Source organism: Prauserella alba (genome assembly GCF_024171735.1).
GTDB lineage: Bacteria > Actinomycetota > Actinomycetes > Mycobacteriales > Pseudonocardiaceae > Prauserella > Prauserella alba.
In genome coordinates, this window is sequence record NZ_JAMTCH010000003.1 from 486,751 (window position 1) to 512,977 (window position 26,227).

Here is a 26,227-nt window from a genome sequence, read left to right on the forward strand (position 1 = left end):
TCGAACCGAGCAAGCGAACACGACAGGAGTACCCACACCCGTGGCCGTCAAGATCAAGCTGCAGCGCCTGGGCAAGATCCGTGCGCCGTACTACCGCATCATCGTCGCGGACGCGCGTACCCGGCGGGATGGCAAGGCCATCGAGACGATCGGCAAGTACCACCCGAAGGAAGAGCCGAGCTTCATCGAGGTGAACTCGGAGCGTGCGCAGTACTGGCTGGGCGTCGGCGCACTGCCGACCGAGCCGGTCCAGCGCATCCTCGAGGTGACCGGTGACTGGCAGAAGCACAAGGGCCTGCCCGGTGCCGAGGGCACGCTGAAGCCGCAGCCCGAGAAGAAGACCAAGCAGGACATCTTCAACGAGGCGCTCGCCGCCGCGAACGAAGAGCCGTCCGTCGCCGCCGTCACCCCGAAGAAGAAGGGTGGCAACAAGAAGGCCGACAAGGCGGAGGCCCCGGCCGAGGAGACCGCCGAGGCCGCTGAGTCGACCGAGGGCGAGAAGAAGGCCGACGAGGCGTGAGCTTCCTCGCCGACTCGCTCGAGCACCTGGTCCGCGGCATCGTCGACAATCCCGACGATGTCCGCGTGGACCTGGTCACCGGCCGTCGTGGTCGCACGCTCGAGGTGCATGTGCACCCGGACGACCTCGGTAAGGTGATCGGCCGCAGCGGGCGTACCGCGACGTCGCTGCGCACCGTGATGAACTCCGTCGGCGGCAAGGGCATCCGCGTCGACGTGATCGACACCGATCGCTGACGGGGTTCGCCGTGGAGGTCGTAGTCGGCCGGGTCGCGAAAGCGCACGGCATTCGCGGCGAACTCGCCGTGGACGTGCGTACCGACTCGCCCGACGAACGCTTCGCCGAAGGTGCGGTTCTCACCGGCAGGTCCCGTAACGGTGGCACGACACGACTCACCGTGGCAGCCGCCCGCTGGCACAGCGGGCGGCTGCTGCTGCGTTTCGAGGAAGTTCCGGACCGCACCGCCGCCGAACAACAGCGTGGCCTGCTGCTGCTCGCGGAAGCGGGCGAACTGCCGCCGATCGACGATCCCGACGAGTTCTACGACCACGAACTCGAAGGACTGCGCGCGGAACTGACCGACGGCACGGTCGTCGGCACCGTGCGCGAAGTCGTCCATTCCCCGGGAGGGGAGTTGCTGTCCCTCGACCGTGACGGCGCCGAGGCGCTCGTGCCGTTCGTGCGCGAGATCGTGCCCGAGGTCGACGTCGACGGTGGGCGCGTCGTACTCGACCCACCGGAAGGGCTTCTGGACGACGCCGCCGAGACCGCTGGCACACCCGGCGACACGGCCGGTCGGGACGAGTCGTCCCGATGACGACCACCCCGGTTCCGGGGCCCGTCCCCGTGGCCGATCCAGTCCGCGAACGTCTCTGAAAGCTGCCGCAGTGAAACTCGACGTCGTCACGATCTTCCCGGAATACCTGCAGCCGCTGCGTGCCGCGCTGCTGGGAAGGGCGGCGGAACGCGGGCTGATCGAGATCGGCGTGCACGACCTGCGGAACTGGACCTACGACGTGCACCGGGCCGTCGACGACGCGCCGTACGGCGGCGGTCCCGGCATGGTGATGAAACCGCAGGTCTGGGGCGAGGCGCTCGACGCCGTGTGCACCGAGCGGTCCCGGTTGGTCGTGCCGACTCCCGCGGGCAGGCCCTTCACCCAGGCGGTGGCGAGGGAGTACGCCGAACAGGAGCATCTCGTCTTCGCCTGCGGCCGTTACGAGGGCATCGACCAGCGGGTGTTCGACGACGCGGCCCGCCGGATGCCCGTCGACGAGGTGTCCATCGGCGATTACGTGCTCGTCGGCGGCGAGGCGGCGGTGCTGGTCATGGTCGAGGCCGTGGTGCGGCTCCTGCCGGGGGTGCTGGGCAATCCCGTCTCGGCCGAACAGGACTCGTTCTCCGACGGCCTGCTCGAAGGTCCCAGCTTCACGCGGCCCGAGGTGTGGCGTGACCTGACCGTGCCGGACGTGCTGCGCTCCGGTAACCACGCCCACATCGAACGGTGGCGCCGCGACCAGGCCCTCGAACGCACGTTTCGCCGTCGCCCCGACCTGCTCACCCTCCTGGCCGACGAGCTCGATGACCACGACCGCGCGGTCCTCGACCGGCTCCGTGACGACGACGGCGGATCCGACGCCACGCAGGCGCTCGACCAGGCATGACGGCGGCTGCCGGCGGCCCCGTGTCCACCGCGGGCATCCCGCATGCCATACTTGACCAGTTGGCGCGACGTGTGAACACGCGCTGCCGAGAACTCCTGGGCCGCCCGCTGTGAGGCCGGTGCGCGCCCGGACATGTCAAGCCACATTGCCACAAGGACGAGGACGGACCTGAAGATGAACACCCTGGACGCGCTGGACGCTCAGTCGCTGCGTTCCGACATCCCCTACTTCCGCCCGGGCGACACGCTCAAGGTTCACGTCCGCGTCATCGAGGGCAACCGTGAGCGGAACCAGGTCTTCGAGGGCGTCGTGATCGCCCGCCAGGGCGGCGGCATCCGCGAGACGTTCACCGTCCGCAAGATGTCGTTCGGCATCGGCGTGGAGCGTACGTTCCCGGTGCACACGCCGAACATCGCCAAGATCGAGGTCGCCAAGAAGGGTGACGTCCGCCGGGCGAAGCTCTACTACCTGCGCAACCTGCGTGGTAAGGCCGCCAAGATCAAGGAGCGTCGCGAGACCTCCGCTTCCTGATCACTGTGGAGCTTGCCGTAGCCTGACGCCGTGGTCGAGCCTGTGCCTTCAAACGCCCCCCAGGATGAGCCGGAGCAGCCGGACGACGAGCGGAAGAATCCGTTCGGGAGCCCCGCCGACAGGTCGGAATCGTCCGAGGACAGCGAAGGGAAGGCACAGGCCGGCGGCGACGGTGGCCGGTCGCGGAGCCGCCGCGACGGCAAGGCGAAGAAGCAGCGGTCGTTCTGGAAGGAACTGCCGATCCTGATCGGGATCGCGCTCGTACTCGCCTTCGTCATTCAGCAGTTCTTCGCCCGGGTCTACATGATCCCTTCGGGCTCGATGGAACACACGCTGCACGGCTGCCCCGGCTGCACACCCGACCGGATCCTGGTCGACAAGCTCGTCTACGACTTCGCCGATCCCGACCCGGGGGAAGTCGTCGTGTTCCGCGGTCCCGAGTCCTGGGTCGGTCCGGGACTCGCCGACGACGGCGGCAACGCCGTGGCCGACTTCTTCCAGATGGTCGGCTCGGCCTTCGGCCTCGCTCCGCCCGATGAGCGCGACTTCGTCAAACGAGTCATCGCGACCGGTGGGCAGACCGTCGAATGCTGCGACGACCAGAACCGGGTCCTCGTGGACGGCCGGCCGCTCGACGAGCCCTATCTGCACCTCGCCGGTGGCAGGCCGCAGGCCTCGTTCGACGAGGTGACCGTGCCCCAGGGATACGTCTGGGTCATGGGTGACAACCGGAACAACTCTGCCGACTCGCGGTATCACAACGACGGTGGCGGTGCGTCCGGTGCAGTGCCCGTGGACAACATCATCGGCAAGGCGCGCCTGATTGTGCTGCCGCCGTCGCGATGGGGAATCATCCACGGGGACAATCCGCAACAGCAGCAGGCGGAGGCGATGAGCGCGCCGACCTGGCAACAGGGCATCCCGCTGGCCGGCGGCGCGTTGGCAGCGTGGCCGGTGCTCACGACGAGCCGTCGCATCGGCGCCGCCGTAGGCGGAGCGTTGCGACGCGACCCCTGACCCGGCGGGTGAGAGCTGGAGCGTCCCGTGCCCACACCGTCGAACCGTTCCCCGGCGTCGTCGGCCCCGGCCACGAACAGGTCGAGGCGGCGGTCGTCGCTGTCGTTCGACGGTCCGAGGCCACCTCGCGCCGTCGTCCGCGGCGCGATGCCGTGGGCGCTGCAGGGTGCACTGGACCGGCGCGGGCTTGGTCCGGTGGCGGGCGTCGACGAGGCGGGCCGGGGTGCCTGCGCAGGGCCCCTGGTGGTCGCCGCGTGTGTACTGCGCCCCGGAGACGCGTCGCGGCTTTCCGAACTGACCGATTCGAAACTGCTGACGGCGGCGGCCAGGGAACGGGTGTATGGACGGGTCGTCCGGCGCGCCGTGTCGTACACGGTCGTCGTCGTACCGCCTGCCGAGGTGGACGCCCGCGGCATCCACGTCACCAACATCGAGGGCATGCGCCGGGCCGTGACGCGGCTGGAGGTCGCGCCGGGCTACGTGCTGATCGACGGATTCCGCGTGCCTGGGCTGCCTGCGCCGAGCATTCCCGTGATCAAAGGTGATCGGGTGGCGGCATGTGTGGCGGCCGCGTCGGTACTGGCCAAGGTCACCCGGGACCGGATCATGGCCGACCTGCACGCCGAGCATCCGCAGTACGGATTCGACGTGCACAAGGGTTACACCACGGCCGACCACGGGCGCGCGCTGACGGCTCACGGACCGTGCGCGGCGCACCGCTGGTCGTACACGAACGTCGCCGTCGCGGCGCAGGAACACGACCTGCAACCGCCGCATCCGGTGTTGCTGACCGCGGCTGCGCTGCAGGCGAAGCCGGCGCCCGCCGTCGACAACCAGGAAGCGCTGTTCGACGTTCCCGCCGGATGAGATGGAAACGGCGGTGCCCGAGTCCTCTCCAGCCGGGCGTTCGGGTGTCACAATGGTTGTTCGCCACCGACCGGCTGTAAGGCTTGCGAGGAGCAGATGAGCGCAGAGGATCTCGAGAAGTACGAGACCGAGATGGAACTGTCGCTGTACCGGGAGTACCGCGACATCGTCGGGCAGTTCTCGTACGTCGTGGAGACCGAGCGGCGGTTCTACCTGGCCAACTCCGTCGACGTGCAGGTGCGTGACAGCGGCGGCGAGGTGTACTTCGAGGTGCGCATGTCGGACGCGTGGGTGTGGGACATGTACCGTCCGGCGCGTTTCGTCAAGAGCGTCCGGGTGATCACCTTCAAGGACGTCAACGTCGAAGAGCTCGAGAAGCCCGAGCTGCGACTGCCCGAGGAGGGCCCGTTCGGCGGCTGACGTGCGGTGCGCCGCCACTCCGCCGGGGTCGGCGCCGTAGCACGGACCCCTGACGAGATCGGAGTGCCGCCGCTCGCGGCGCCTGGGTTGTCCACAGCATCCGGGTTGTCCACAACTTCGCAGAAACCCCCTCCCGTGGAGCCGGTGAACCGGTGATCGTGGGTTCGAGGGCCGGTGAGTGCCGGCCGCGGACCTTGGGGGTGAACGCGAGTGAATACCACGTTGCGCGGCCGGGGGAACGACAATTCCCGGGCACGCGGCAAACGATCCCACCTCGACCTCGGGCGCCGGGGTGAGGAACTGGCGGTGCGGTACCTGACCGAACGCGGCCTGATCGTGCTGAGCCGCAACTGGCGATGCCGGGAAGGCGAGCTCGACATCGTCGCGACCGATCGGTCGATGCTCGTCGTGTGCGAGGTCAAGACCCGATCCGGTCATCGCTTCGGTGCCCCGGCCGAAGCCGTCACCGCGGACAAGCAGGCGCGGATCCGGCGGGTTACGTCGCGGTGGCTGTCGGAGTTCCAGATCGGCTGGTGCCCGATCCGGTTCGACGTGCTGTCCGTGGACTGCCCGCCCGGTGGTGAGCCGACCGTCCGGCACATCGTGGGTGCGTTCTGATGCCGCTCGCGCGAGCCTGGTCGGTTGCCCTGATCGGTATCGAGGGGCGGCCGGTGGAGATCGAAGCGGACATCGGTGCCGGACTGCCCGGGACGAAACTCGTCGGCCTGCCGGACGCGGGCCTGCGCGAGGCCAAGGACCGGGTGCGGGCCGCGGTGCGAAACAGCGGCCAGCGTTGGCCCGACAGCAACGTGACGCTGGGCCTGTCCCCGGCGGATCTGCCGAAGGACGGCTCCGGTTACGACCTGGGGATTGCTGCCGCCGTGCTCGCCGCGTCCGGTGCGGTGCCCGCTCCGAAACTGGTGGACACGATCCTGTTGGGGGAGCTCGCGCTCGACGGCAGGGTCCGGCCGGTGCGCGGCGTCCTGCCCGCGCTGCTGGCGGCGCGCAGGTCCGGGTACCGCAGGGCGGTGGTGGCGCCCGAATCGCTGGCCGAAGGGTCGCTGGTCGGCGGGATCGACGTCCTGGGGGCCGGAAGGCTCGGCGAACTCATCGCCTGGCTGTGCGACGAGGACGGGTTGCCCCGCGCCGAACCCGATCACGGCCGCGCCCCGCCGCAACACCCTGACCTGGCCGACGTCGTCGGACAACCCGAGGCGCGCTGGGCCCTGGAGGTGGCGGCGGCAGGAGGGCACAACCTGTTGATGACCGGGCCGCCGGGGGTCGGCAAGACGATGCTGGCCACGCGCCTGCCGGGCCTGCTGCCGGAACTCGGGGACGACGAAGCGCTCGAGGTCACCGCGGTGCACTCGGTCGACGGCTCGCTGGAGCCCGACTCACCGCTGGTGCGGGTGCCACCGTTCGTTGCGCCCCACCATTCGATCTCGGTCGCGGCGTTGATCGGCGGGGGTACCGGTCTCGCGACGCCCGGTGTGATCAGCAAGGCGCACCGCGGCGTGCTCTTCCTCGACGAGGCGGCGGAATACGGCGGTGAACGCCTCGATGCGCTCCGTACGGTGCTGGAGGAGGGCGAGGTGCGGATCGCCCGCTCCCGCGGCTCGGTGCGTTACCCGGCGCGATTCCAGTTGGTGCTGGCGACGAACACCTGCCCGTGTGCGCCGCCTCGGGAAACGGAGTGCAGTTGCAGCCCGGCCGCGCGGCGGCGGTATCTGGCGAAGCTGTCCGGTCCGTTGCTCGACCGGGTCGACCTGCGCGTGCGAATGCGCCCCGTGACGGCGATGAACGTGGCGGGCGGCGAGTCGGCCGAGCCGACCGACCGGGTTCGGGAACGTGTCGTCGCCGCCCGGGAACGTGCGGCGAAGCGATGGTCCGACCGCGGCTGGCAGACCAACGCCGAGGTGCCGGGCCCTGCATTGCGCCGCGAGTTCGCCCTCCCGCAGGAAACGACCCGACTGCTCGACCGCGGGCTGAATCGGGGCGCGATCACGGCCAGGGGAGCGGATCGCTGTCTCCGCATCGCATGGACCCTTTCGGACTTGGCCGAGGCCGACGAACCCGCCGCCGACCATGTCGCGGCCGCCCTCGAGTTCCGGGACCGGAGGGCGGCATGAACGACGAGGACAGCACCGGACCCGGCTCCGGTGCCCGGGTTCCTGCCGACGACGTGCACCGTGCCCGCGCGTACCTGCTCGGTGTCGCCGAGCCGCCCGCGGCCGCACTCGTCGCGTTCGTCGCGGAACACGGTCCCGTGGAAGCGGCCGAGCGGGTCCAGCGCGGAGACGTGCCGGACCGCGTCGCCAAGGAGACCGAGGCGCGGCGCGGCGCCGACAGGTCGGAACGGGACCTCGCCAGGGCTGCCGAGGCGGGCTATCGCCTGCTGACCCCGGAGGACGACGAGTGGCCGGCGTGGCCCCTGCTGTCGCTCGAGGTGGCGACAGGCCGCGGCGCCGACGGTGTGGCACCGCCGCTGGGCCTGTGGGTCAGGGGAACGGTACGCCTCGACCAGGTCGTGGACGGCGCGGTGGCCGTGGTCGGCGCGCGAGCGGCGACGGAGTACGGCGAGCACACCGCGGCGGAACTCGCGCACGGGCTCGTGGCCGAGGAGGTGGCCGTGTTCTCCGGTGCGGCTTACGGCATCGACGGCGCCGCTCACCGCGGTGCGCTGGCCGCGGGCGGCCCGACCGTGGCGGTGCTGGGGTGCGGACTCGACGGCGGTTATCCCGCGGGCCACGTCGGGCTGCTCAACCGTGTCGCCGAGCGGGGAGCGGTGATCAGTGAATACCCGCCGGGTGCGCCGCCCGCACGCCACCGGTTCCTCGTCCGGAACCGACTGCTCGCGGCGCTCACCGCCGGGACCGTCGTGGTGGAGGCGGGGCGGCGGAGCGGTGCCCGCAACACGTCGTCGACGGCGGGCGTGCTCGGCAAAGTCGTCATGGCGGTACCGGGGCCGGTCGGTTCGGCGACCTCGCTCGGCTGTCACGAGCTGATCCGCGAGGCGTACGCGACGCTCGTGGGATCGGTCTCCGACGTCCTCAGCACCGTCGGACGCCTGGGAGAGCGCCGAGGCGAGTCGACCGCGCCGCGCCCACGCAGGCCGACCGACGAGCTCGGCCCACAGGCGCTGCGGGTACACGAGGCGCTCAGTCGGCGGCGGGGCCGGTCTCCCGAAGTCGTCGCCGAGGAATCGGGTGTGCCGCTCGCTCGCGTGCGCGCGTTGCTGCCGGAACTGGAACTGTCGGGGTTCGCCGAACGCTGCGAGACCGGCTGGAGACTCACCACCGATGTCCCCGATCGGGTGATATCGCCCGACAGTGTGACGGGAAGGGAGGAACGCCGCCCCTCGTAGCGGCTGGTTGCAGCTTGATCATCGAGGTGTGGCGATGCTTGACCCCGTTGGTGGCGTGGCCCAGCGTCGGCGGCATGAGTTCTTCGACAGCGCGCGGGCGACGGCCCGCGGGCACCGCGGGTCGGCGCACGGACCTGCGCCGGTTGCGTGAGCGCCTACCGGCGCGCGCCGCAACCGTCGTCGATGACTACGAGCGGCACCTGGCCTCCGAACGCGGGTTGTCCGAACACACGGTCCGTGCCTACGTCGGTGACGTCGTGTCGATGCTGGCGTTCCTCCATGGTCTCGACGGTTCGGAGGACGCCGACAGCACAGACGTCGTGGACAGCGGTGCCGAGTCCGACGGTGCCGGATTCGAGGGCGCCGAGTCCGATGGCGCCGCGTTCGACGGTGCGGATTCCGGCGGCGCTCGTGCCGACGGTCCGGCGACGGCGAGCGGGGACGACACCGCGGGCGAGCCCGACGGGCTCGGCGGACTCGATATCGAGGTGCTGCGTTCCTGGCTCGCCCAGCAGCGCGGGGAGGGGCACAGCCGTACGACACTCGGGCGGCGGGCGGCTTCGGCGAGGACGTTCACCGCGTGGGCTGCCGATCGCGGGCTGCTGGCGACCGACCCGGGACTCCGGCTGGCCGCTCCGAAGGCGCACCGCAGGCTGCCCGGCGTGCTGCGGCAGGAACAGGCCGCCGACGTCCTGGGTGCATCCGCTTCGGGGGCAGAGCAGGAGGATCCGGTCGCCCTGCGTGACCACGCACTCCTGGAGATGTTGTACGCGACGGGAATGCGCGTGGCCGAACTGTGCGCCGTCGACGTGGACGACGCCGATCTCGACAGCAGACTCGTGCGGGTGTTCGGCAAGGGCTCGAAGGAGCGGATGGTTCCGTTCGGGCTGCCGGCCGAACGGGCGCTGCGGGGCTGGCTCGACACGGCCAGGGGCCGGTTGGTCACCGCGTCGTCGGGCCCTGCACTGTTCCTCGGCGCCCGGGGTGGGCGGATCGATCAGAGGACGGTGCGGCGCGTCGTGCACGACGCCGTAGAGTCGGTGCCCGGCGCGGCGGGCATGGGCCCGCACGGGCTGCGGCACACGGCGGCGACGCACCTGCTCGAAGGGGGAGCGGATCTGCGAAGCGTTCAGGAACTGCTCGGTCACGCTACGCTGTCCACGACGCAGCTCTACACGCACCTGACCGTCGAGCGGCTGAAGGCGATTCATGACCGAACCCACCCCCGTGCCCAATGACGCCGGTGGAGTTTCGGCCCGTTCGATCGGGCGCAGGGCGGGTGAGACCGTGACATCCACCCGTGAGCCCGCCGACGCACCTCCCGCCGATGCGGGTGTCGGCGACCCGACGCCCGGTACGGACCCGGCATCCGGTGCCGACACGGCCGGTTGGGTCACAGCACCCGGTGCCGACGTCGCCGCGGCCGATGCCGTCGTGCCGGACGCGCCCACGGCGGACACCCCCGTGACCGACGGACCCGGGGCCGACACGGCGGTTACCGACTCGACGGTGGCCGGTGCCCAGGGTGCCGACGTCGACCGGCGGGACCGCGATGCGCCGGGCGGCGACCCCGCTCGCCCACCACAGGCGGACGCCAACGGTTCCGGCGGTGGCCGGGCCGAAGCGGATGCCGCGATCAAGGCGTTGTGGCACGAGTTCGCCACCGAACCCTCGCAGCGCGTGCGCGACCGCCTCGTGCTGCACTACGCACCGCTGGTCAAGTACGTCGCAGGCCGGGTGGGCACGGGTCTGCCCACGCACGTCGACGTTGCGGACCTGATCCAGTCGGGCATCTTCGGGCTCGTCGACGCGATCGAGAAGTTCGACCCCGACCGTGGGCTGCGGTTCGAGACGTACGCGATGCAGCGCATCCGCGGGGCGATCCTCGACGACCTGCGGTCGCAGGACTGGGTGCCGCGCGTCGTCCGCAGTCGTGCCCGCGAGGTGGAACGCACCCTTGAGCGGCTCGGGGCACGGCTCGGCCGGACGCCGACCGACGCCGAGGTCGCCGCCGAGCTCGGCATCTCGCAGGGCGAGCTGCACGATCTCTACGGCCAGTTGCGCCTCACCAGCGTCGTCGCGCTCGAAACGCTCGTCGCGGCCGGCCGGGACAGTGAGTCGGTCGTCGAATCGTTGCCAGACGACGACGCGGTCGACCCGGCGGCCGTGCTCGTCGACCGCGACAACCGCAAGCAGCTCGCCGACGCCATCGCTCAGCTGAACGAGCGTGACCGCATCGTCGTCAGCCTGTACTACTTCGAGAGTCTGACGCTCGCCGAGATCGGCAAGGTCCTGGGTGTGACCGAATCGCGAGTCAGCCAGCTGCACACGCGGGCGGTTCTGCGGTTGCGCGCGAAACTCCAGGAGCAGTCCGGAACCTGATCGGCCGCCGCCGGTCACCCCGGCCACGGCTTCAGCCGCAGCGGGCCGGCGACGGGTACGACGGTGAGCGGGTCGAGGTAGCGCTCGCCGCGCCGCAACCCCCAATGCAGGCATGCGGCGCGGCGACAGCCGTCGTGGCCGCGGGCGACCGTGCCGATGCGGCGGCCCGCCTCCACCCGGTCTCCCTCGGCGACTCGCACCGACAACGGTTCGTACGTCGTCCGCAGGCCACCGCGGTGTTCGATCGACACGACGCCCCTGCCCGCGAGATCACCGGCATAGACGACCCGACCTGCGGCAGCCGCCGACACCGGTTGCCCGGGCTCGGCGGCCAGGTCGACACCCCGATGCCCTGGGCCGTACTCGCTGTCGGGCGGGTCGAACGGCCGCACCACCGCCGGACGCGGCGTCAACGGCCAGGTGAACGTGCCCTCGGGTCGCGGCGCGTTCGCGGTGCGCCCGGACCGCACGGCAGCCGTGGCGCTCCAGGCCTCGGACGCGCGGTGCTCGGACGCGCGGCGCTCGGGTGCGCCGGTCTCGGGCGTGCGGGTTCCGGTCAGGAAGCCGGCTGCCGAGCCCCACGCACTCCTTTCCTGCCCGGACCGTGGGCCGGGTGCGACCGTGACGGCCGGTGGGACGAGCACCGCGAGGACGGCGACGGCGACGGCCAACGCCACGGCGGTGCGGTTCGCGACGGCCGTGCCCGTGCCTCCGGGCGGCCGACAAGCGCTGCCGGGCGGCCGATCCGTGGTGCCGGGCCGCCGATCTTTCGTGCCGGGCCGCCGTCCCGCGGTGGCCGGCAGCGGCGTGTGGGGCGCGGTGACGGTATGTGGCCGGTGCCGCGGTCCGTCCAGCCGGCGTTCGGCTGCGGCGGCGCGTGCGGACGGGCCGCGGGGCGGTCGCGCGATCGAGCGGAACCTCATCCGCCCAGCGTGCCGTCGGAAACGCCGGCCGCGGCCGTGCGCTGCGAATCTGTGGATGGCCGACGTCGATGTGGACAACTCGTGGCGGCCGGGCCTCCGGGTCGAGCGCCGACTGCGGGGCGGCGTACACTACTTGGCGCAGTCTGTGTTCACACAGGCTGACTTCGCGTGCACGTGCGCGCCCCGCCTGCGGCTTCGGCCGTGACGGGGCAACGGTGCCCGGCGGTCTCCCGGACCGAGGAACTACCCGGGAGTCCGGACGCCGGCACGGCACCAGGGCGGCCACCGACCCCGGTGGACCGCGACAACCGGCCCCGCGTACCGGACGAGACGTCCGGTACGCCGAGACAGAAGAGGTGCGAATCAGGCCATGGCCGTCGTCACCATGAAGCAGCTGCTCGATTCCGGCGTGCACTTCGGGCACCAGACCCGCCGCTGGAATCCGAAGATGAAGCGCTACATCCTCACCGAGCGCAACGGCATCTACATCATCGACCTGCAGCAGACGCTGAGCTACATCGACCGCGCGTTCGAGTTCGTGAAGGAGACGGTCGCCCACGGCGGCACGATCCTGTTCGTCGGTACGAAGAAGCAGGCGCAGGAGGCCATCGCGACGGAGGCCCAGCGCGTGGGCATGCCGTTCGTGAACCAGCGCTGGCTCGGCGGCATGCTGACCAACTTCCAGACCGTGCACCGTCGTCTCCAGCGGCTCAAGGAGCTCGAGTCGATGGAGCAGACCGGTGGCTTCCAGGGGCTGAACAAGCGCGAGATCCTCACGCTGACCCGTGAGAAGGACAAGCTGGAGCGGACGCTCGGCGGTATCCGCGACATGTCCAAGGTGCCGAGCGCCGTCTGGATCGTGGACACCAAGAAGGAGCACATCGCCGTCGGCGAGGCGCGCAAGCTCAACATCCCGGTCGTGGCGATTCTCGACACGAACTGCGACCCGGACGAGGTCGACTACCCGATCCCGGGCAACGACGACGCGATCCGCTCGGCCGCCCTGCTGACCAAGGTCGTGGCCGAGGCCGCCGCCGCGGGTCTGATGGCGCGTTCCGGACGCAACGGTGCCGCCCCCGAGGGTGAGGACAAGCCCGAGGCCGCCGAGCCGCTGCCCGAGTGGGAGCAGGAGCTGCTCGCCGGCTCCGAGGCCGCCGGCCAGAGCACCGCTTCCTGATCCCGTACCGACACCACTGCGCATCCAGCGACAGAGAACGGAAACGCACGATGGCGAACTACACCGCGGCAGACGTCAAGCGCCTCCGCGACCTCACCGGCTCCGGCATGATGGACTGCAAGAAGGCGCTGGAGGAGAGCGAAGGCGACTTCGACAAGGCCGTTGAAATCCTGCGCATCAAGGGTGCCAAGGACGTCGGCAAGCGCGCCGAGCGTTCGACCGCCGAGGGCCTGGTGGCCGGCGCAGGCGGTGCCCTGGTCGAACTGAACTCCGAGACCGACTTCGTCGCGAAGAACGAGGAGTTCCAGCAGCTGGCCGACAAGCTCGTCCAGGTCGCCCAGGAGCAGAAGACCGACGACGTCGAGAAGTTCACGGCCGCCGAGGTCGACGGCAAGTCCGTCGCCGAGGTCGTCCAGGAGCTCTCGGCGAAGCTCGGTGAGAAGCTCGAGGTCCGCCGGGTCACGTACTTCGACGGCAACGTCGAGACGTACCTGCACCGCCGTGGCTCCGGTCTGCCGCCCGCGGTCGGTGTACTCATCGAGTACAGCGGCGAGGGCGAGGCGGCCGCCGAGGCCGCCCGTGGTGCCGCGCTGCAGGTCGCGGCGCTGAAGGCGCAGTACCTGACGCGTGACGAGGTGCCCGCCGACATCGTCGACAACGAGCGTCGGATCGCCGAGTCGACCGCCCGCGAGGAAGGCAAGCCGGAGCAGGCGCTGCCGAAGATCATCGAGGGCAAGGTGGGCGCGTACTACAAGGACAACGTGCTGCTGGAGCAGCCGTCGGTCACGGACAACAAGAAGACCGTGAAGGCGCTGCTCGACGAGGCCGGGGTCACCGTGACGCGGTTCGCCCGCTTCGAGGTCGGCCAGGCCTGAGCCCGCTCGCACACATGTGCCCCGTCTCCCGCCAGGCCGGAGGCGGGGCACATGTGCGAGACGTACATCGACACCCCTCCGATCGCCGCCCGTAGACGCTGAAGGGACCCCGGACATGACCGAAGGACAGAGCGACCGGCCCGGACGCGGTTACCGGAGAGTCCTGCTGAAGCTCGGCGGCGAGATGTTCGGCGGTGGTTCCGTCGGCGTCGATCCGGACGTGGTGCACTCGGTTGCCGAGCAGATCGCCGAGGTCGTGCGCGACGGTGCGCAGATCGCGGTCGTCATCGGTGGCGGCAACTTCTTCCGGGGTGCGGAGCTGTCGACGCGGGGTCTCGATCGTGACCGTGCCGACTACATGGCGATGCTCGGCACCGTGATGAACTCGCTGGCGTTGCAGGACTTCCTCGAGAAGGAAGGCGTGCCGACGCGCGTGCAGACCGCCATCACGATGGGACAGGTCGCCGAGCCGTACGTTCCCCGGCGGGCCGAGCGTCACCTGGAGAAGGGGCGCGTGGTCATCTTCGGCGCCGGTACCGGCATGCCGTACTTCTCCACCGACACCGCCGCGGCCCAGCGTGCCCTGGAGATCGGCTGCGACGCCGTGCTGATGGCGAAGGCCGTCGACGGCGTGTTCTCCGCCGACCCGCGGGTCGATGCGAGTGCCAAGCTGTACGACGAGATCACCCACCGCGAGGTGCTCGAACGCGGTCTGAAGGTGGCCGACACGACGGCGTTCAGCCTGTGCATGGACAACAACATGCCGATCATCGTTTTCAACCTCCTCACCGAGGGCAACATCGCGCGCGCGGTCAGCGGTGAGAGGATCGGGACACTGGTCAGTACACCGACGAACCTGGAGCAGCCGTGATCGACGAGACACTCTTCGACGCAGAAGAGAAGATGGAAAAGGCGGTGTCCCACGCCAAGGAGGAGCTGTCGTCGGTGCGCACCGGCAGGGCGAGCCCGGCGATGTTCTCCCGCATCACGGTCGAGTACTACGGCGCGCCGACCCCGCTGAACCAGATGGCCAGCATCAACATCCCCGAGGCACGCATGGCTGTCGTCAAGCCGTACGACGCCTCGCAGCTCGGGCCCATCGAGAAGGCCATCCGGGACTCCGACCTGGGCGTGAACCCGACCAACGACGGTCACATCATCCGCGTCGTCTTCCCGCAGCTCACCGAGGAGCGGCGCAAGGAGATGGTCAAGGTCGCCAAGCAGAAGGGCGAGGACGCCCGTGTCTCCGTTCGCGGGGTGCGGCGCAAGGCGAAGGACGAGCTCGACCGCATCGGTAAGGACGGCGAGGCCGGCGAGGACGAGGTTTCGCGCGCGGAGAAGGAGCTGCAGAACCTCACCGACAAGTACGTGGCGCAGGTCGATGAGCTCGTCAAGCACAAGGAATCCGAGCTGCTCGAGGTCTGATGCCGAACGTGACCGACGACCAGGAGCGGCGCTCCGGTGCTGCCGATCCTGGCCGGCGTCCGGACCACAGCGACGACGCCGCAGTGTTCGAGCCGGGTGATCGACCGGACCGGCCCGCCTCCACGGGCGATCCGGCCGTCCCGTCGTCGGGTTCCGCCGAGCCGGTGCACGAGCCCGAGAAGAAGGGGAAGGCCGGGCGGAACCTGCCCGCCGCGATCGCCGTGGGCGTGCTGCTCGGCGGCGCGATCCTGACGTCGCTGTTCACGGTCCGATACCTGTTCATCGGGATCGTCGCCATCGCCATCGCGATCGGCACGGTCGAGCTGAGCCGGGCGTTCCGCAAAGCGGCCGACATTCGCATCGCCATGACGCCGGTGCTGGTCGGCGGGCAGGCGATGATCTGGCTTGCCTGGCCGTTCGGCCGGGAAGGCGCGTTGACGGCGTTCGTTCTCACGGTGCTGGTGTGCCTGCTGTGGCGGTTGCCGGGCGGGGCGGACGGCTATGTGCGGGACGTCGGGTCGTCGGTGTTCGCGGCGGCGTATCTCCCGTTGTTCGCCTCGTTCGCCGCGATGCTGGTGCCACCGGACGACGGTGTCGGCAGGGTTCTTTCGTTCATGATCGTCGTGGTCGCCTCCGACACCGGCGGATACGTGGCCGGGGTGCTGCGTGGCCGGCATCCGATGGCGCCGTCGATCAGCCCGAAGAAGACCTGGGAGGGTTTCGCCGGTTCGCTCGTTGCGGGTATCGCGGCGGGTTCGCTGGCGCTGGCGCTGCTCGTCGACGGTCTTGCCTGGCAGGGCGTGCTGTTCGGCGTGGCGATCGTGTTGACCGCGACGCTCGGTGACCTCATGGAGTCGCTGATCAAGCGCGACCTCGGCATCAAGGACATGGGGACTCTGCTGCCGGGCCACGGCGGGCTGATGGACCGCCTCGATTCGCTGTTGCCATCGGCGCTCGCGTCGTGGCTGTTGCTCAGCGCCTTCGTTCCGGCTTGACGCCTCCGGCCTGCAGGCGGTGTCTCGCCGGGCAGGACCGTCCGGCGCCGCCCGGCGACAATCAGTCGTCGTAGGGGTCGTCGACCTCGGCGCGGCCGACTCCGAGATCCACGGGGCAGCTGTGATCGACCACGGAGAACACGGCACCCCCGGGGTCGGCGAGCACGGCGATCCGGCCGAACGGGGTGTCGAACGGCGGAGTGATCACCGAGCCGCCGAGCATCAGGCTCTGCCCGGCGACCGCGTCGGTGCCGCGGTGCGGGTCGACCTGCAGGTAGACCATCCAGTGGGGGCTGTAACCGGCCTGCTCCGGCGGCAGTACGTACCGGTAGATGACAGGTTCGGCGCCGAGCCGCCATTCGAGGTAGTCGATGCCGTCGGTGCCTACCTGGTGGCTGGCGTAGCCGAAGAGCTTGTCGTAGAAGTCGTCGGCGCGGCCGGCGTCGTGGGTGCCCAGGTCGGCGCCGCTGAAGCTGCCTGGCAGGGTTCTGGCGAACGTCCAGCTGTCGGTGAGTTGCCAGAACACGACGGGTGCCCCGCTCGGGTCGAGTGCGTGCACGATGGCGCCGCGGCCTGGGATGTCGACGGGGCCGAGGGTGACGACGCCGCCGAGGTGCTGCACCCATTCCGCGGTGGCTGCGGCGTTGCTGACGGCCAGGTGCGGCACCCAGCCGGTGGGCTGGTTCCGCCCGGCCTGGTACATGCCGCCGACTTCCCAGCCGTCGAGCGTCGCGATGTTGTAGCGATGGTTGACGGTCGCGGGATCCCGGTTGACGGCGAACGTCCAGCCGAACAGTTGCTCGTAGTACGCCCGTGCGACGTCTTCGTCCGGGGTGGCCAGCTCGATCCAGCACGGCGTGCCGGCGGCCAGAATCGCGGTGGGTTCGGTGGTATCTGACATGGTCACGAGACCCTTCGGCGCCGTCGTCCTCGAGCTGAAACGTAAATGATCTTACGCCCGGGGGAGTGACGTCGATACGCTGTGTGCGTGAACCGGCTCCTGCGTAAGACCGAGGTCTATCCCAGCCCGAACATCTGGTACCACACCGGCACCTACGAGCTGGAGAACCAGGTGCAGGACGCCGACGACGCGATCTGGGCGGAGCTGTGCGGCAGGGCGCCGTGGGCCGGCAGGGACGTGATCGACCTCGGATGCGGTGACGGTTTCCACCTTCCGCGGTTGGCGGCAGGGGCACGGTCGGTGCTGGGTGTCGAACCGCATGCTCCGCTGGTGCGCAAGGCCCGCCGCCGCGTCATGGCGTCGTCGAACGTGACGGTCGAGCGTGGGCGTGCGCAGCGGATTCCCGCGGCCGACCGTTCCGCGGACCTGGTGCACGCTCGCACGGCGTACTTCTTCGGCCCCGGCTGTGAGGCGGGACTGCGCGAGGCGGAGCGGGTGCTTCGGCCCGGTGGTGCGCTGGTGATCGTGGACCTCGACGCTCGACACGCACCGTACGGCGACTGGATGCGCGACGACCTTCCCCACTACGACCCCGACAACGTCGATGCGTTCTTCGCCGACGCCGGGTTCGAGTGCACGCGGGTGGAGACACGCTGGGTCTTTCCCGGCCGGGACGCCGTCGAGGCCGTGCTGGGCATCGAGTTCAGCCCGCCGGTCGCCCGGCGTGCCGTGGGGGAGACGCTGGGCCGGAACGCAGGGGCAGGCGGGTCGTTCGAGTTGCCGGTCGGTTATCGGGTGCTGGTGCGCCACAAGCCGGCCGGTCTCGTGCTTCACCCTTCCGTGGAGGGTGCTTCGCCGAGGATGCCGTAGAGCGTGCGGCGGGCCTCGTCGAGCGCATCGGTGGCGCGGGCACGTTGGTCGCTCGAGGCGACCTGCGAGACCTGCTTGATCGCCACCATCAGGGAGCCCGCCGCTTCGCGGAGCCGGAGCTCGTTGGGGTCCGCGTCCTGGGTGAAGTGTTCCCACGGCGGTGTCCCGATCTTCCCGGCGGCGGCGCGGCCCTCGTCGGTGAGCTGGTACAACCGCTTGCCGCCTTCCTCGTCGCCCTGTACGAGGCCTTCGTCGGCCAGTAGTTGGAGCGTGGGGTAGATGGAGCCGGGGCTCGGCTTCCAGAATCCGCCGCTGCGTTCGCTGATCTCGCCGATGATCTCGTAGCCGTGCCGTGGTTGTTCGGCCAGCAGCGTCAGAACGGCCGACCGCACGTCGCCCCGCTTGCCTCGGCCGCCCGGGCCGCCGTGTCTGCGCCGGGGTCCGCCACGCATGCCCGGACCGAACTCGGGTCCGAACTCGCCGTCGAACGGCCCACCGCGCGGGCCGAAGGCCGGTCGTCCGTGGTGGCCGCCTGGTGTCCTGAAGTCGTTGCGTCGCCTTCTCATGATGTCGTCCTTTCACGATTGTTTCCGACAGGTCGACGATATATCGGAAACAGTCGCCGCGCAACATGTCGACATGTGGGACCATGGCGAGTGCTATGACTGCTCTTCCCCTCGTTTTCGACGCGCCCCGCCGCGGCCTGCCCGCGCGGCACCTCGCCGACCTCACGCTGGACGAGCGTGCCGAGGCCGTCGCCGAGCTCGGCGAGAAGCCGTTCCGCGCCAAACAGCTCTCGCACCACTACTTCTCGCGGCTGACCGTCGATCCCGAGGAGATGACCGACATCCCGGCTGCGTCCCGGCAGCGGCTGGTCGACGACTTGATGCCGGCGCTGCTCACCGAGGTGCGGGCGCTCGACTGCGACGACGGCGAGACGCGCAAGACGCTCTGGCGCGCACACGACGGGACCATGCTCGAGAGCGTGCTCATGCGCTATCCGGACCGGGCCACGCTGTGCATCTCCAGCCAGGCAGGGTGCGGAATGGCGTGCCCGTTCTGCGCCACCGGCCAGGGCGGGCTCGACCGCAATCTGTCGACGGCGGAGATCGTGGACCAGGTGCGTTCGGCCGCGGCGGTGATGCGTGACGGTGCGATGCCGGGCGGCGAGGGCCGGTTGTCGAACATCGTCTTCATGGGCATGGGGGAGCCGCTCGCCAACTACAAGCGCGTCGTCGCCGCGGTGCGCCGCATCACCGAACCCGCACCGGCCGGGCTGGGCATCGCGCAGCGTTCGGTGACCGTGTCGACCGTCGGTCTCGCACCGGCGATCCGCAAGCTCGCCGACGAGCGCATGCAGGTGCGGCTCGCCGTGTCGCTGCACACTCCGGACGACGAGCTGCGCGACACGCTCGTGCCGGTGAACAACCGCTGGGCGATCGACGAGGTCCTCGAGGCGGCGCGTTACTACGCGGACACCTCCGGCCGTCGCGTGTCGATCGAGTACGCGCTGATCCGCGACATGAACGACCAGCCGTGGCGCGCGGACCTGCTGGCGAAGCGCCTGCGGAAGCACCTCGGCCACCTGGTGCACGTCAACGTCATCCCGCTGAACCCCACGCCGGGTTCCAAGTGGGACGCCTCGCCGAAGGACGTGGAGCGCGAGTTCGTCCGCCGCGTCAACGACGGGGGCGTGCCCTGCACCGTGCGTGACACCCGGGGCCAGGAGATCGCCGCGGCCTGCGGCCAGCTCGCCGCCGAGAGCTGAGGCCCCGCCGGCTGACCGCAGTGGGACAGGGCTCGGCGGACCTCGGCGGGGCGAGTCAGCCCGCGCGTAGGTCGTAGAAGCGGCCGATGTGCGCGGTCACCTCCCGGGAGGCGCGCTGCGGATCGCCCTGTTCGACGGCGAGCAGGATGTCGTGGTGCTCGTCGGCGAGTCGTGCGGCGGTGTACGGCCAGCGCAGCATCCGGCCGTAGCCGGAGTGCATCTCGTGCTGAACCGCATCGCCGAGCGACGTGAGCAGGAGCGTCGCGAGGTCGTTGTGCCCGGCGCGGGCCAGGCCGGTGTGGAAACGTCGGTCGAGCTCACCGAAGCGGCGGAGGTCGACGTCGGGCCGGGACATCGCCTCGACGATCTGGTGCAGCGGAACGAGGTCGTCCGGGTCGGCGCCCGTGGCCGCGCGTGCGGCGGCGGTGCTCTCGAGCTCGAGGCGGATCGACATCAGGTCGTTGGTGTCGAAACCGGACAGGCTCATGTGCAGTCGGACCAGTCGGTCGACCAGGGCGGATTTCTGCTCGCTCAGCATGTGGCGTCCGTCGGCGGCGTGCAGGACCTGCATCGACGTGAGGACTGCGAGCGCATGGCGGACCTCGGCCAGAGTGACGTCGAGACGCCGTGCGAGATCGCGTTCGTGCGGCAGGTGATCGCCCGCTCCGAGTCGGTCGGTGACGATCACGTCCTGGACGGCGTTGACGACCGCGTGGCGGGGTCGCAGGTAGTGAACGTTGTCCGGCTCGTCCATCGAAAAGTCGCCTCCTCGACAGCATTGTCGGAACGCGAGCGTAGCTTGATAGTGGTCCGACCACAATCGAGGACTGATTGCCGAGGTCGTCCCGGAGGGTCACAGCACGAGGTCGTCGTCGAGCGGCTTGAAGAAGCGCTCCACGTCGGTGTCGGTCACGGTCGTCGGGTCGGCGGGGTTCCATCGCGGCGTCCGATCCTTGTCGATCACTGCGGCACGGATACCTTCGGCCAGGTCGGGGTGTCGCAGGAACCGGCTGCACACGCGGTAATCCTGGCGTAGACACTGGTCGATGCCCGTGTGCGTGGGGGCGATCTCGAGGGCGCGGCGTGTCACGGCGAGGGCGGTCGGAGCGCCCGAGGCGATCGTGTCGAGGGCGTCGGCGGCCTCGGGTTCGGTGCGTCGGGCGAGGTTTCGCATGATCGTCTTCACATCGGCCGCGTCGTAACAGGCATCGACCCATACCCGCTGCGTGGGCATTGTGAAGCGCGGCTCGACGGCGTACTTGGCGGCGACGGCGTCGGGTGTAGCGCCCGCGACGAGATCGGCGACCAGCGACGGCAGCGACGACGACGGCACGACGTGGTCTGCGAGCCCGCAGTACACCGCGTCGTGCGGGCCGACGCGGCGCCCGGTCAGCGCGAGGTGGGTGCCGATCCGGCCGGGTGCGCGGGACAGCAGCAGCGTGCCTGCGACGTCGGGTGCGAGGCCGATGGCGACCTCCGGCATCGCCAGTGCGGCTCGGTCGCCCACGACCCGCACGCTCGCGTGGCAGCCGATCCCCATGCCGCCGCCGAGTGCCAGGCCGTCCATCAGTGTCACCACCGGCTTCGGGTAATGGGCAATGCGAGCGTCCAGTCGGTACTCCTCCCGCCACAGGAGGCGTGCGTGTTCGGGATCGCCGCGGGCCGCCTCGTGCACCGCCACGATGTCACCGCCCGCGCAGAAGGTCCGCTCGTCGGAGGAGTCGATCGCGACGGCACCGATCCCGGTGTCGTGTTCCCAGCGCGCGAGAGCGTCGAGCATTCGCCGGATCATCGTGAGATCCAGTGCGTTGCGTGAGGCCGGGCGGTCGAGAGTGATATGCCCGACGGCTCCGTCGCGGCGGCATACGACCCCGTCCGGGTGGGCCATGGCATCTCCTTCGTGGACTGCTCCACAGGTGGCCGTCTCAAGGTTAGGCCTTGTCTCGATGTCTGGCCAGTCCTATGGTCTGACCACATCGCTGTCGTACCAAAACTCGGAGTTGAGATGGATACACGCGAGGAGCCGATCAGGGTGATGCTCGCCAAGATCGGCCTCGACGGACATGACCGCGGCGTGAAGGTCGTCGCCCGGACGTTGCGCGACGCGGGGATGGAGGTGATCTATACGGGGCTGCACCGTAGCCCCGAACAGGTACTCGATGCCGCGGTGCAGGAGGACGTCGACGTCCTGGGCGTGAGCCTGCTGTCCGGCGCACACATGCCGATTTTCACGCGCATCTTTCACTTGATCGACGGGATGCCCGAACGGCCGCGCTTCGCGATCATCGCCGGCGGTGTGATGCCCGACGAGGACGTCGATGCGCTCACGGCGATGGGCGTGGCCGCCGTGCTCGGGCAGGACACCGCCCCCGACACGGTCGTCGAGCGCATCCGCGACGTGAGTGCTCCGGCGCGGGAGGCGTGATGGAACAGTGGAGCTGGCCGCCGCGCTATGACGAGTCGTACCGGCCCGATCCCGCGGAGCGCTTCTGGTTCCGGCGCAGGGAGACCATGCCCGCGGACGAGCGGGACGAGGCGATCCTGGTCCGCATTCGCCGGGTCATGGAGTACGCCTGGGAGAACGCTCCCTTCTACCGCCGGAAATGGGACGAGGCGGGGATCCATCCCTCGTCGATCAAGAGCCTGGCCGATTTCGAGAAGGTTCCCGTGGTGCGCAAGGAGGAGCTGCGCGCCGACCAGGCGGAGAACGAACCGTTCGGCAGTTACCTCGCCGTGCCCCTGTCCGAGGTCAAGCACATCAACGGCACGTCGGGTACGACGGGACGTCCCACGGCGTTCGGTATCAGCGAGCGAGACTGGCGCAGCGTCGCCAACGCGCACGCCCGCGTGATGTGGGCGATGGGCATTCGCCCGGACGACACCGTGCTCGTGGCGTCGCCGCTGAGCCTGTACTGGGGTTCGTGGGGTGCCTACATCGGTGCCGAACGCCTGGGTGCGCGGGTTTTCCCGTTCGGTGCGGGCACCGCGGGGCAGACCGCACGGACGGTGCGATGGATGCGGCAGATGGGGGTGACCGTCTTCTACGGCACGCCCTCGTATGCGCTGCACCTGGCGGAGGTGGCACGCGACGAAGGCGTCGACCCGGCGTCGCTCGGGCTGCGGAAACTGTTCTTCTCCGGTGAGCCGGGGGCGAGCGTGCCGTCGATCCGGTCACGCATCACCGAGGCGTTCGACGCGCAGGTCTACGACTCCGGCAGTATGGCCGAGGTCAGCCCGTGGATGCACCTCGGCGCCGGCAGTGACGAGCCGGGCGTGCTGTGCTGGCAGGACCTCGTCTACACCGAGGTGTGCGATCCCACCGGCCTGAACCGCGTCGACTACGGCTCCGAGGGCACGCCGGTGTACACGACGCTCGAGCGCACCAGCCAGCCGATGATCCGCCTGGTGTCGGGTGACCTCACGCGGTGGGAGGCGCCGTCGGCCGATCGCGGACGCACGTACCCGTTCCTGCCGCGCGGGATCTACGGTCGGATCGACGACATGTTCACCGTCCGGGGCGAGAACGTCTACCCGAGTGCCATCGACGACGTCGTCATGGCGGCCCACGGCTACGGCGGCGAGCACCGCATCGTGATCAGCAGGGACTCCACGATGGACTCGCTCGCGGTGCAGGTGGAGTACGAGGACGCGGTGTCGTCGTCACTGGAGTCCTGGGTCGCCGGCATCGCCGATCGCCTGCGCACGGTACTCGGGGTGGGCGCGAAAGTGGTCCCGGTGCGGCAGCAGACGTTCGACCGTACGGAGTTCAAGGCCCGCCGTGTGGTCGACGACCGCGATCTGCTGCGTCGCTTGGAAGGCGCGTCATGACGGCTCCGAAGGAGATCGTCGACGCCGTGCTGGAAGGGCGGAACCAGGCGGTCGCGCGCATGCTGACGTTCGTCGAACGCCGCACCGACGGTGTCGACGACGCCCTCGCCGTGCTGCACCGGTCTGCAGGAAGCGCGCACGTGCTCGGGCTGACGGGGCCGCCGGGCAGTGGCAAGAGCACGCTCGTGTCCGCACTCGCCCGCCATTACCGCAGCGAGGGCAGAACGGTCGGGGTGCTGGCCGTGGATCCGTCCAGTGTGTTCAGTGGGGGAGCGATCCTCGGTGACCGCATCCGGATGAGTGACCACGGAGACGACGCGGGTGTGTTCATCCGCTCGGTCGCCACTCGGGGCGCGCTCGGCGGGTTGTCGCGCGCGTGCCTCGACGCCATCACCGTGCTGGACGGGGCCGGCACGGACGTGGTCATTCTCGAGACCGTCGGCGTCGGCCAGGCCGAAGTGGACGTCATCAGCGCGGCGCAGACGGTCGCCGTGGTGAGCGTGCCGGGCATGGGCGACGACGTGCAGGCGATCAAGGCCGGTCTGCTGGAAGTCGCGGACGTGCACGTGGTCAACAAGGCGGACCGGGACGGTGCGTCCCGCACCGTGGCGGAACTGCGGGAGATGTTGCGGCTTTCGCGTCGCAGCGCGGGCCAGTGGAACGTGCCGATCCAGCAGACGGTGGCGGCGAACGGGGATGGCGTCGCCGACCTGGCAGCCGTGTTCGGGGCCCACCTTGAGTGGATGACCGAGCACGGGGAACGCGAACGCCGGGCCCGTCGCAATGCCGCGACCCGCATTCGCTGGGTCGCCGAGGAGCTCGTACTCGACGAACTGCGGCCGGGAGTAGCCGCGTTCGATCACGCGCTGGACGAAGTCACGGCTCATCGCACCGATCCGCTCTCCGCTGCACGGCACCTGGTCGGCCGGCGTTGACCCGGCCCCTGCCACGAACCTCAGGAGGATTCTCATGACCGACGACAGCCGGTACCGGCTCGCCGCCCCCGAACTCGCCCAGACCGCGACCGACGACCTTGCCTCGTGGGCGAACGACGAGCTCGCCGGGTTCCTCACCCGGCGGCCCGAGTCCCGCGACGAATACCGCACCGGCAGCGGAGTCCCGGTCGAGCGCGTGTACACGCCTGCCCACGTCGACGGCGATTGGCGCGACGTCGGCCTCCCGGGCCGCTATCCGTTCACCCGCGGGCCGTACCCGACGATGTACCGCGGTCGCACCTGGACGATGCGGCAGATCGCGGGATTCGGTCAGGCGGAGGAGACCAACGAACGGTTCCGGTACCTCATCGCACAAGGCCAGACCGGGCTGTCGATCGACTTCGACATGCCCACTCTCATGGGGCTCGACAGCGACGACGCGATGAGCCTCGGCGAGGTGGGCCGGGAGGGCGTCGCCATCGACACGCTGCCGGACATGGAGGCGCTGTTCGACGATATCGACCTGGAGCAGATCAGCGTCTCGATGACGATCAATCCGTCGGCCTGGATTCTGCTGGCGATGTACGTCGCCGTCGCCGAGGAGCGTGGTTACGACCTCGACAAGCTGTCGGGAACCATCCAGAACGACATCCTCAAGGAGTACGTCGCACAGAAGGAATGGATCTTCCCCGTCGAACCGAGCATGCGGATCGTGCGGGACACGATCGGTTACTGCGCCGAGAACATGGCGCGCTACAACCCGGTGAACATCAGCGGCTATCACATCAGCGAGGCCGGTGCGAACGCACAGCAGGAGATCGCCTTCACCATGGCGATCACCAAGGCCTACGTGGCCGATGCCGTGGCGACCGGACTCGACGTCGACTCGTTCGCTCCTCGGCTGTCCTTCTTCTTCGTCAGCCAGGCGGATCTGTTCGAGGAAGTGGCGAAATTCCGGGCGGTGCGGCGGTTCTATGCGCGCATGATGAAGGAGACCTTCGGCGCGCAGGATCCGGCGTCCATGCGGTTGCGTTTCCACGCGCAGACCGCGGCCGCGACACTGACGAAGCCGCAGCCGATGAACAACATCGTCCGCACGGCGCTCCAGGCGCTGTCGGCGGTACTCGGAGGCGCGCAGTCCCTGCACACCAACGGGCTGGACGAGGCGTACACGATCCCGAGCGAGCAGGCGATGAAGATCGCGCTGCGCACGCAACAGATCATCGCCGACGAGACCGGGGTGACCAGCGTGATCGACCCGCTGGGCGGTTCCTACTACGTCGAGCGCCTGACCGACACGCTGGAGGAGGGCATCGCCGACTACTTCACGAAGATCGAGGAGCTCGGGGGTGTGGTCGCGGCGATCGAGCAGGGCTTCTTCCAGCGTGAGATCTCGGACAGTGCGTACGAGTTCGCGCGTCGTAAAGCGTCCGGTGATCGCCCGGTCATCGGCGTGAACAAACAGATCGACGCGGGCCAGGCCGAGAAGATCGAGACCCACGAGCTCGACCCGGAATCGGAGGCCCGGCAGATCTCGCGGCTGAAGCAGGTGCGGGATGCCCGGGACCCGGAGCGTGCCAAGCACGCCATGGAGCAGCTTCTCACCGCGGCAGCCGACCCGTCGGCGAATCTGATGCCGGCGACGATCGAGGCCGTGAAGGCACATCTGTCGATGGGCGAGATCACCGGCGCACTGCGCGACGTGTTCGGCACCTACACGGAGACGCCCGTGTTCTGACCCAGCTCCGTCCCACTGTCCCCCTCT

Annotated in this window: 29 protein-coding genes; 24 read left to right on the plus strand and 5 right to left on the minus strand. The window is 69.7% G+C overall.

All coding sequences use genetic code 11. The features are described from left to right. Positions 1 to 40: 40 nt before the first annotated feature. The 13 genes from rpsP (at position 41) to LY12_RS02160 (ending at position 10,765) form a co-directional block, all read left to right on the plus strand. Positions 41 to 520, plus strand: a complete 480-nt coding sequence (gene rpsP / locus LY12_RS02100; RefSeq protein ID WP_253852967.1) for a 30S ribosomal protein S16 — start codon at positions 41 to 43, stop codon at positions 518 to 520. After that, positions 517 to 756, plus strand: coding sequence for an RNA-binding protein (locus LY12_RS02105; protein ID WP_253852968.1), 240 nt, complete (start codon positions 517 to 519; stop codon positions 754 to 756). Before rpsP ends, LY12_RS02105 begins: the two co-directional genes overlap by 4 nt. Positions 757 to 767: 11 nt before the next feature. Beyond that, on the plus strand, positions 768 to 1,337 hold the full coding sequence (gene rimM / locus LY12_RS02110; protein ID WP_253852969.1) for a ribosome maturation factor RimM: 570 nt from the start codon (positions 768 to 770) through the stop codon (positions 1,335 to 1,337). 70 nt (positions 1,338 to 1,407) lie between these two features. Beyond that, the gene (gene trmD / locus LY12_RS02115) at positions 1,408 to 2,184 is read left to right on the plus strand and encodes a tRNA (guanosine(37)-N1)-methyltransferase TrmD (protein WP_253852970.1); all 777 of its coding nucleotides are present in this window, start codon (positions 1,408 to 1,410) and stop codon (positions 2,182 to 2,184) included. 174 nt (positions 2,185 to 2,358) lie between these two features. Beyond that, a complete protein-coding gene (gene rplS, locus LY12_RS02120; protein WP_253852971.1) occupies positions 2,359 to 2,715 on the plus strand; it encodes a 50S ribosomal protein L19 in 357 nt (118 codons plus the stop codon). 42 nt (positions 2,716 to 2,757) lie between these two features. Then, positions 2,758 to 3,732 carry a signal peptidase I gene (gene lepB, locus LY12_RS02125; RefSeq protein WP_253852972.1) on the plus strand — a complete coding sequence of 325 codons (975 nt, stop codon included), beginning with the start codon at positions 2,758 to 2,760 and terminating at the stop codon, positions 3,730 to 3,732. Positions 3,733 to 3,879: 147 nt separating this feature from the next. After that, the gene (locus LY12_RS02130; RefSeq protein ID WP_253854811.1) at positions 3,880 to 4,599 is read left to right on the plus strand and encodes a ribonuclease HII; all 720 of its coding nucleotides are present in this window, start codon (positions 3,880 to 3,882) and stop codon (positions 4,597 to 4,599) included. A 96-nt stretch (positions 4,600 to 4,695) separates the two neighbouring features. Continuing rightward, complete coding sequence (locus tag LY12_RS02135) at positions 4,696 to 5,019, plus strand: DUF2469 domain-containing protein (protein WP_183655439.1); 324 nt, start codon at positions 4,696 to 4,698, stop codon at positions 5,017 to 5,019. A gap of 210 nt (positions 5,020 to 5,229) precedes the next feature. Beyond that, complete coding sequence (locus tag LY12_RS02140) at positions 5,230 to 5,637, plus strand: YraN family protein (RefSeq protein ID WP_253852973.1); 408 nt, start codon at positions 5,230 to 5,232, stop codon at positions 5,635 to 5,637. After that, a complete protein-coding gene (locus tag LY12_RS02145) occupies positions 5,637 to 7,148 on the plus strand; it encodes a YifB family Mg chelatase-like AAA ATPase (RefSeq protein ID WP_253852974.1) in 1,512 nt (503 codons plus the stop codon). Before LY12_RS02140 ends, LY12_RS02145 begins: the two co-directional genes overlap by 1 nt. Next, positions 7,145 to 8,383 carry a DNA-processing protein DprA gene (gene dprA, locus LY12_RS02150; RefSeq protein ID WP_253852975.1) on the plus strand — a complete coding sequence of 413 codons (1,239 nt, stop codon included), beginning with the start codon at positions 7,145 to 7,147 and terminating at the stop codon, positions 8,381 to 8,383. Before LY12_RS02145 ends, dprA begins: the two co-directional genes overlap by 4 nt. A 74-nt stretch (positions 8,384 to 8,457) precedes the next feature. Further along, positions 8,458 to 9,621, plus strand: a complete 1,164-nt coding sequence (locus LY12_RS02155) for a tyrosine recombinase XerC (protein ID WP_253852976.1) — start codon at positions 8,458 to 8,460, stop codon at positions 9,619 to 9,621. A 271-nt stretch (positions 9,622 to 9,892) separates the two neighbouring features. Continuing rightward, the gene (locus LY12_RS02160) at positions 9,893 to 10,765 is read left to right on the plus strand and encodes a FliA/WhiG family RNA polymerase sigma factor (protein WP_372493472.1); all 873 of its coding nucleotides are present in this window, start codon (positions 9,893 to 9,895) and stop codon (positions 10,763 to 10,765) included. A 14-nt stretch (positions 10,766 to 10,779) separates the two neighbouring features. Here LY12_RS02160 and LY12_RS02165 read toward each other — a convergent pair whose 3' ends face one another. Then, on the minus strand, positions 10,780 to 11,442 hold the full coding sequence (locus LY12_RS02165; protein WP_308292051.1) for a M23 family metallopeptidase: 663 nt from the start codon (positions 11,440 to 11,442) through the stop codon (positions 10,780 to 10,782). Between the two features lie 616 nt (positions 11,443 to 12,058). On the opposite strand from LY12_RS02165, the gene rpsB reads away from it, so the two are divergent. The 5 genes from rpsB to LY12_RS02190 all read left to right on the plus strand — a co-directional run bounded on the left by rpsB (position 12,059) and on the right by LY12_RS02190 (position 16,160). After that, complete coding sequence (gene rpsB / locus LY12_RS02170; protein ID WP_253852978.1) at positions 12,059 to 12,865, plus strand: 30S ribosomal protein S2; 807 nt, start codon at positions 12,059 to 12,061, stop codon at positions 12,863 to 12,865. Positions 12,866 to 12,915: 50 nt separating this feature from the next. Beyond that, positions 12,916 to 13,740 (plus strand): translation elongation factor Ts, encoded by an 825-nt coding sequence (tsf, locus tag LY12_RS02175; protein ID WP_253852979.1) that lies wholly within the window; start codon positions 12,916 to 12,918, stop codon positions 13,738 to 13,740. A gap of 115 nt (positions 13,741 to 13,855) precedes the next feature. Next, positions 13,856 to 14,611: a UMP kinase gene (pyrH, locus tag LY12_RS02180; protein WP_253852980.1), complete on the plus strand. Its 756-nt coding sequence runs from the start codon at positions 13,856 to 13,858 to the stop codon at positions 14,609 to 14,611. After that, positions 14,608 to 15,165, plus strand: coding sequence for a ribosome recycling factor (frr, locus tag LY12_RS02185; protein ID WP_253852981.1), 558 nt, complete (start codon positions 14,608 to 14,610; stop codon positions 15,163 to 15,165). The genes pyrH and frr overlap by 4 nt, the downstream gene beginning before the upstream one ends. Beyond that, on the plus strand, positions 15,165 to 16,160 hold the full coding sequence (locus LY12_RS02190; protein ID WP_253852982.1) for a phosphatidate cytidylyltransferase: 996 nt from the start codon (positions 15,165 to 15,167) through the stop codon (positions 16,158 to 16,160). Before frr ends, LY12_RS02190 begins: the two co-directional genes overlap by 1 nt. 61 nt (positions 16,161 to 16,221) lie before the next feature. Here the strand turns inward: LY12_RS02190 and LY12_RS02195 are convergent, their stop codons facing one another. Then, a complete protein-coding gene (locus LY12_RS02195; protein ID WP_372493425.1) occupies positions 16,222 to 17,067 on the minus strand; it encodes a VOC family protein in 846 nt (281 codons plus the stop codon). An 81-nt stretch (positions 17,068 to 17,148) separates the two neighbouring features. Here LY12_RS02195 and LY12_RS02200 point away from each other — a divergent pair, with 81 nt between their 5' ends. Continuing rightward, positions 17,149 to 17,931, plus strand: a complete 783-nt coding sequence (locus tag LY12_RS02200; RefSeq protein WP_253852984.1) for a class I SAM-dependent methyltransferase — start codon at positions 17,149 to 17,151, stop codon at positions 17,929 to 17,931. Here LY12_RS02200 and LY12_RS02205 read toward each other — a convergent pair. After that, positions 17,892 to 18,497, minus strand: coding sequence for a PadR family transcriptional regulator (locus LY12_RS02205; RefSeq protein ID WP_253852985.1), 606 nt, complete (start codon positions 18,495 to 18,497; stop codon positions 17,892 to 17,894). The two genes, LY12_RS02200 and LY12_RS02205, sit on opposite strands and share 40 nt — an antisense overlap. Before the next feature lie 95 nt (positions 18,498 to 18,592). Here LY12_RS02205 and rlmN point away from each other — a divergent pair, with 95 nt between their 5' ends. After that, positions 18,593 to 19,699 carry a dual-specificity RNA methyltransferase RlmN gene (rlmN, locus tag LY12_RS02210; RefSeq protein ID WP_253852986.1) on the plus strand — a complete coding sequence of 369 codons (1,107 nt, stop codon included), beginning with the start codon at positions 18,593 to 18,595 and terminating at the stop codon, positions 19,697 to 19,699. Between the two features lie 55 nt (positions 19,700 to 19,754). Here the strand turns inward: rlmN and LY12_RS02215 are convergent, their stop codons facing one another. Beyond that, a complete protein-coding gene (locus tag LY12_RS02215; protein WP_253852987.1) occupies positions 19,755 to 20,453 on the minus strand; it encodes a FadR/GntR family transcriptional regulator in 699 nt (232 codons plus the stop codon). Positions 20,454 to 20,552: 99 nt separating this feature from the next. Then, complete coding sequence (locus tag LY12_RS02220; protein WP_253852988.1) at positions 20,553 to 21,587, minus strand: enoyl-CoA hydratase/isomerase family protein; 1,035 nt, start codon at positions 21,585 to 21,587, stop codon at positions 20,553 to 20,555. 147 nt (positions 21,588 to 21,734) lie between these two features. Between LY12_RS02220 and LY12_RS02225 the strand changes: the two genes are divergently transcribed. From LY12_RS02225 to LY12_RS02240, 4 genes are read left to right on the plus strand one after another with little or no spacing between them, the layout of a single operon-like run. Beyond that, a complete protein-coding gene (locus tag LY12_RS02225; RefSeq protein WP_253852989.1) occupies positions 21,735 to 22,124 on the plus strand; it encodes a cobalamin-dependent protein in 390 nt (129 codons plus the stop codon). After that, positions 22,124 to 23,527 carry a phenylacetate--CoA ligase family protein gene (locus LY12_RS02230; protein ID WP_253852990.1) on the plus strand — a complete coding sequence of 468 codons (1,404 nt, stop codon included), beginning with the start codon at positions 22,124 to 22,126 and terminating at the stop codon, positions 23,525 to 23,527. The genes LY12_RS02225 and LY12_RS02230 overlap by 1 nt, the downstream gene beginning before the upstream one ends. After that, positions 23,524 to 24,462: a methylmalonyl Co-A mutase-associated GTPase MeaB gene (gene meaB, locus LY12_RS02235; protein ID WP_253852991.1), complete on the plus strand. Its 939-nt coding sequence runs from the start codon at positions 23,524 to 23,526 to the stop codon at positions 24,460 to 24,462. The genes LY12_RS02230 and meaB overlap by 4 nt, the downstream gene beginning before the upstream one ends. 34 nt (positions 24,463 to 24,496) lie before the next feature. Further along, complete coding sequence (locus LY12_RS02240; RefSeq protein ID WP_253852992.1) at positions 24,497 to 26,200, plus strand: methylmalonyl-CoA mutase family protein; 1,704 nt, start codon at positions 24,497 to 24,499, stop codon at positions 26,198 to 26,200. Positions 26,201 to 26,227: the final 27 nt, after the last annotated feature.